Annotated in this window: 4 protein-coding genes; all 4 read right to left on the bottom strand. The window is 70.8% G+C overall.

Going from position 1 to position 5,166, the window contains the following annotated elements; translation table 11 throughout:
* Nucleotides 1-535: 535 nt before the first annotated feature.
* A complete protein-coding gene (locus ACJA3G_RS29485; protein WP_406556089.1) occupies nt 536-1,177 on the bottom strand; it encodes an ATP-binding protein in 642 nt (213 codons plus the stop codon).
* 116 nt (nt 1,178-1,293) lie between these two features.
* Complete coding sequence (locus tag ACJA3G_RS29480) at nt 1,294-2,061, bottom strand: enoyl-CoA hydratase/isomerase family protein (RefSeq protein WP_406556088.1); 768 nt, start codon at nt 2,059-2,061, stop codon at nt 1,294-1,296.
* An 84-nt stretch (nt 2,062-2,145) separates the two neighbouring features.
* The gene (locus tag ACJA3G_RS29475; RefSeq protein ID WP_406556087.1) at nt 2,146-3,396 is read right to left on the bottom strand and encodes an Ig-like domain-containing protein; all 1,251 of its coding nucleotides are present in this window, start codon (nt 3,394-3,396) and stop codon (nt 2,146-2,148) included.
* Nucleotides 3,397-3,654: 258 nt separating this feature from the next.
* Nucleotides 3,655-4,911, bottom strand: a complete 1,257-nt coding sequence (locus ACJA3G_RS29470; RefSeq protein WP_406556086.1) for an Ig-like domain-containing protein — start codon at nt 4,909-4,911, stop codon at nt 3,655-3,657.
* Nucleotides 4,912-5,166 lie beyond the last annotated feature (255 nt).

Below are 5,166 nucleotides of genomic sequence, written 5' to 3'. Positions count from 1 at the left end.
CTTCGCGGCCCGGCGCCGCCCTCGTCGTGCGTACAGCCGGCCGCGAAGGCCCCCGCGGCGGCGGCCCCCGCCCCGGCTCGCAGTGCGCTGCGGCGGTCGACCCCGCGGGGAGATGGATTGAGCACATCGACATTTAAGTACGCCGAAGGGCGGAAGGTAATGATTGACCCATTTCAGGGCCTTTACGGGTCGCCGTAGACACGCCACTCACCCAGCGGGCGAGTTCGATGAATCACTCAGCGATCCCCATACTTATTCAGCATTTGGAAGGTGCGTGCTCTAGCTCACCTACGATTCAGAGCTAAACTGTCAAGGTATGGGGAAGTTTGTCCGAGTAGGGACTTTTGGCGTGAAGGCCCCCCGTCTGCCATAGTCGAAGCACGACCTCTCATTGACCCGAGTTCGGTCGTCCTCAGTCGCCGTGGATCACACCCCCTCCGGTCCACGGCGGCGCTCCGCAGAAGCCCCCGCAGGCAGGCCGTATCCGGCAGGCACGGGGGCTTCGGCGCGTTCGGGGACACATGACGGGCGGGTGTCAGCGGTCGGCGACCCGCATCTCGAACCAGGTGGTCTTGCCGCGCGGCAGCAGATCGGCGCCCCAGCGGTCGGAGAGCTTGTCGACGAGGAAGAGGCCGCGCCCGCTGGTGTCCATCTCGTGGACCGGCATCAGACAGGGCAGCCCGCGCGAGGGGTCGCGCACCTCGATCCTGATCCAGCCCCGGCGCCGCAGCATCCGCAGCCCGAAGGCGCGGGCACCGGTGTGGCGCACGGCGTTGCCGACCAGTTCGGAGACGAGCAGGATCGCGTGCTCGGCGAGGGCCGGGGAGAGCGCCCACTGACGCAGTATCACGCACTGGGTGAGCCGGCGCGCGGTCGCCGCGGACTCGGGCCGGGACGGCAGCCGCACTTCCTCGTCCGTCGGGTTGCCGAACAACTCCAGTGCCTTGAGCGCCTGTTCGTCCTCGACGGCAGGCGACCACCGAGCCGCGGTCGCGCCGCCGCGCTGCCGCGGTTGTTCCACACCCTCCAGCCCCGCCATCCCCCCATCATGGCCGCCCGGAGCCGTCTCCGGGGCCGTTCCTGGGGAAAACGGCTCCCGGAACCAGAGGTTCCGGGGAGCTCGTTCAGCATCCGCCGACGGCCTCGGATCGCTCCCGTACCGCCCGCGAGCTGCGATGACGGGCCGCGATCGAATGATCACCAAGCGTTCGGCGACTGGCGTACTTAAGGCTGTCTTAAGGCCAGACTAATCCACCCGGAGGGTGTACGGCGGGCAGGCCGACCGGGCGACGGTCAGAGGAACTTGGCCTTGCCGGGGCCCTCCTCGACGAAGCTGCGCATCCCGCGCTCGCGGTCCTCGGTCGCGAACAGCCCGGCGAACCAGTTGCGTTCGACGGTGAGGCCGGTCTCGATGTCCGTCTCCAGTCCCGCGTCGACACACTCCTTGGCGGCGCGCAGCGCGAGCGCCGGGCCCTGGGCCAGCTTCGCCGCCCAGGCGTGCGCCTCCTGGTACACCTGGTCCGCCGCGACCACCCGGTCCACCAGGCCCAGCGCCAGGGCCTCGTCCGCCTTCACCATCCGGCCGGTGAAGATGAGGTCCTTGGCCCGGGAGGGGCCGATCAGCCGGGACAGCCGCTGGGTGCCGCCCGCGCCCGGGATCAGCCCGAGCAGGATCTCGGGCTGGCCCAGCTTGGCGTTGTCGGCGGCGATACGCAGGTCGGCGCAGAGCGCCAGCTCGCAGCCGCCGCCGAGCGCGTACCCGGTGACGGCGGCGACGACGGGCTTGGGGATGCGCGCGACGGCCGTGAACGACTCCTGGAGCGCACGGGAGCGGACCACCATGGCGGCGTGGTCCATCGCCTGCATCTCCTTGATGTCCGCGCCCGCCGCGAACACCTTCTCGCCGCCGTAGATCACCACGGCGCGTACGTCGTCGCGGCGGCCGGCCTCCTCGGCGAGCTCGCGCAGCCGGTCCTGGATCGCGATGTCCAGGGCGTTCATCGGGGGGCGGTCCAGGCGGAGGGTGCCGACGCCTTCGGAGACTTCGAGGGTCACAGTCATGGCAGCAGGTTAGTGGCCGTTAACGGCGGCGGACCCGGTGCCGTTGGTCACAGCACCGGGTCCGTCGCGGTCGAGCGAGGGGAGTTACTTCGTCCACTCCGCCCAGGACATGTTCCAGCCGTTGAGGCCGTTGTCCGGCTGGATCTGCTTGTCCTTGGAGTTCTTCACGACGACCACGTCACCGATGAGCGAGCGGTCGTAGAACCAGGCCGCCGGGGTGGAGGAGTCGCCCGCGCCGCGCGCGTCGCGCAGACCCACGCAGCCGTGGCTGGTGTTGGTGTTGCCGAACACCGACGGGTCGCCCCAGTAGTTGCCGTGGATGAAGGTGCCCGAGCTGGACAGGCGCATCGCGTGCGGCACGTCCTTGATGTCGTACTCGCCGCCGAAGCCCACGGTGGCGCCGTTCATCCGGGTCACCTGGTACTTCTCGCTGATCACCATCTGGCCGTTGTACGTGGTGTTCGCCGGGGAGCCCGCGCTGATCGGGATGGTGCGCAGGACCTTGTCGTCGCGCACGACCGTCATGGTGTGGGCGGCGGCGTCCACCGTGGAGACCTGCGAGCGGCCGACGGTGAACTTCACCGTACGGGTCTGCTTGCCGTAGACGCCGGGGCGGCCCTCGACGCCGTCGAGGTTGAACTTGACGGTGACCTTGGTGCCCGCCGCCCAGTACTTCTCGGGGCGGAAGTCCAGACGGTCGTTGCCGAACCAGTGGCCCTCGACCGGCACCGACGGCTCGGCCGTCACCTTGATGGCCTTCTCGACGGCCTGCGGGTTGGTGATGCCGCGGCTGAAGTTGATGGACACCGGCATGCCGACGCCGACGGTGTCGCCGTCCTCGGGGGCGTAGGTGCCGATGAAGGTGTTCTTGGGGACGAGCGTGGTGAACGTGGTGTCCTTGGCGGACTCACGGCCGTCCTCGTCCTTGGCGACCGCGTGCACCTTGTACTTGGTGGCGGAGGCGAGGTGCTGGTCCGGGGTCCAGGCGCCGCCGTCGGCGGAGATCTTCCCGGCGACCGCGTTGCCCTTGGTGTCCGCGACCGCGACGGCGGTCAGCTTGCCCTGGGAGGCGGAGACCTTCAGCGCGCCGCTGGTCGCCACGTCGGCGGAGCCGTCCTTGGGCGCCACGGTCACGACCGCGGCCGAGGCCTTGGTGTCCTCGGCGGCCTTGCCGGCACCGGCCTTGCCCTTGTTGTCCCCGCCGCCGGAGTCGTCGCCACCGCACGCCGAGACCAGCAGGAGCAGCGCCCCCAGCAGCAGAGCCAGCAGACCGGGCGTGCCGCGCCGCCGTGCCGCCCCTCTGGTCGGAGCCCCCGATATGTGCTGCCCGTTCACGACAGTTCTCTCCCCTCGCACGGCCGGGATCACGCCACGGCCCGTACTGAAAAACACCCCCGCGCGCGTCCTCGCGCGCACACGATTGCCTAGGTAATCACACCGGACGCACACGCGACGCCACGCGAATGTCACCGTTCAGTCCCAATGGTCCTGTGCGTTCGCTGTGGCGACATCTCGACGTCACCGGGGGTGTGTACGGGCCGGACCCGGCCGGCGGGAGAGGGCCGGGGCGCCGGGCCGGCCGGGCACGGAGGGTCAGAGCGCCGAGCCCGCCCTCCACTTCGTCCAGCCCAGGTTCCAGCCACCGAGGCCGTTGTCGGGCGCGACCGTCCGGTCCCGGGAGTTGACGACCTCCACCACGTCCCCGACGAGCGTGCGGTCGAAGAACCAGCCCGCCGGGGTGTCGGGGCTGCCGCCCTTCACATCGCGCAGGCCCACACAGCCGTGGCTGGTGTTGCTGGAGCCGAAGGTGCCCGAGGAGGCCCAGTAGTTGCCGTGCAGGAAGGTGCCGGAGGCGGTCAGCCGGATCGCGTGCGGCACGTCCGGGATGTCGTACTCCCCGCCGAAGCCGACCGTACGGCTGTTCATCCGTGTCACGTCGAACATGTCGGTGACCACCATCTTGCCGTTGTACGTGGGGTTCTTGGGCGACCCGGCCGAGACCGGGACCGTGCTGACCAGCTCGCCGCCGCGGCGCACCTCCATGGTGTGCGCCTCGGCGTCCACCAGGGACTCCTGGTCGCGCCCGATGGTGAAGCCGATCCGCTTCTCCTGGACGCCGTACACCCCCGGGGCGCCGGGGACGTCGCGCAGCCGCATGTCCACGGTGACCCTGGTGCCCGGCCGCCAGTACTCCCTGGGCCGGAAGTCCAGCCGCTCCCTGCCGAACCAGTGGCCCACCACCTGCACCGGCGGGTGCGCGGTGACCCTGATGGCCCGCTCCACGGCGGCCCTGTCCGCGATCGGCTGGTTGAAGGTGAACGAGACGATCATGCCGACCCCGACCGTGGAGCGGTTCTCCGGTTTGAAGTAGCCGATGAACCGGTGCTCGGGCACCAGCGTGGTGAAGCTGGTGTGCCGCGCCTGGCGGTGGCCGTGGCCGTCCAGCGCCACCGCGTCCACGGTGTACTTGGCGGCCAGCTCCAGCCGGCCCGCCGCCTGTCCGGTCGGCGCCCAGGAGAGCCCGTCGTCGCTGATGCGGCCCGGCACCTCTTCGGGCTGCGCGTCCTCGGCCTTCATCACCCGGACCCGTTCCAGGCGCCCGCCGGGCACCCGCACCTCGATCCTCCCGTCCGCCTTGACGCCCTTGGCCCCGTCGTCCGGGGTCACCCGGATCACGTCGCGGGGCGAGGGCGCCTTGCCCGCCACGACGTCCTTGACCCCGTCGACGCCGCCGATGTCGAGGTGGTCGCCGCTGCATCCGGCCGCCCCGGCCACCAGCGCGACTGCCAGTCCCACCCATGCCAGGGCGGTCGCGGTGCTCGCCCCTGCCCGCTTCAGTACGAATCTCACGACCGGTCAACGATCGCGCCCGCCCCGGGGAAACGTGAGTACGAGCCGGGTAACGGGAAGAACACCTGCGAGAACGCGCGTGGAGGGCCGCGGCCGGGACGCCGTGCCCCTCCGGGCGCCGAGCCGCGGGAGGCCGAGGGGTGTCGAGCGCAGCCGAGCAGGAGGCGGAGCGGGGGGTGGGGCGACCGGCTCCGCACGACGAAGGGCACCGGGAGGTGAACGGGCACCGCGACCGCCGGCCGGCCCCCAACGGTC

This window comes from Streptomyces sp. YS-3 (assembly GCF_045257485.1).
Taxonomy (GTDB): domain Bacteria; phylum Actinomycetota; class Actinomycetes; order Streptomycetales; family Streptomycetaceae; genus Streptomyces.
This window is presented reverse-complemented; position numbering and strand designations above follow the sequence as displayed.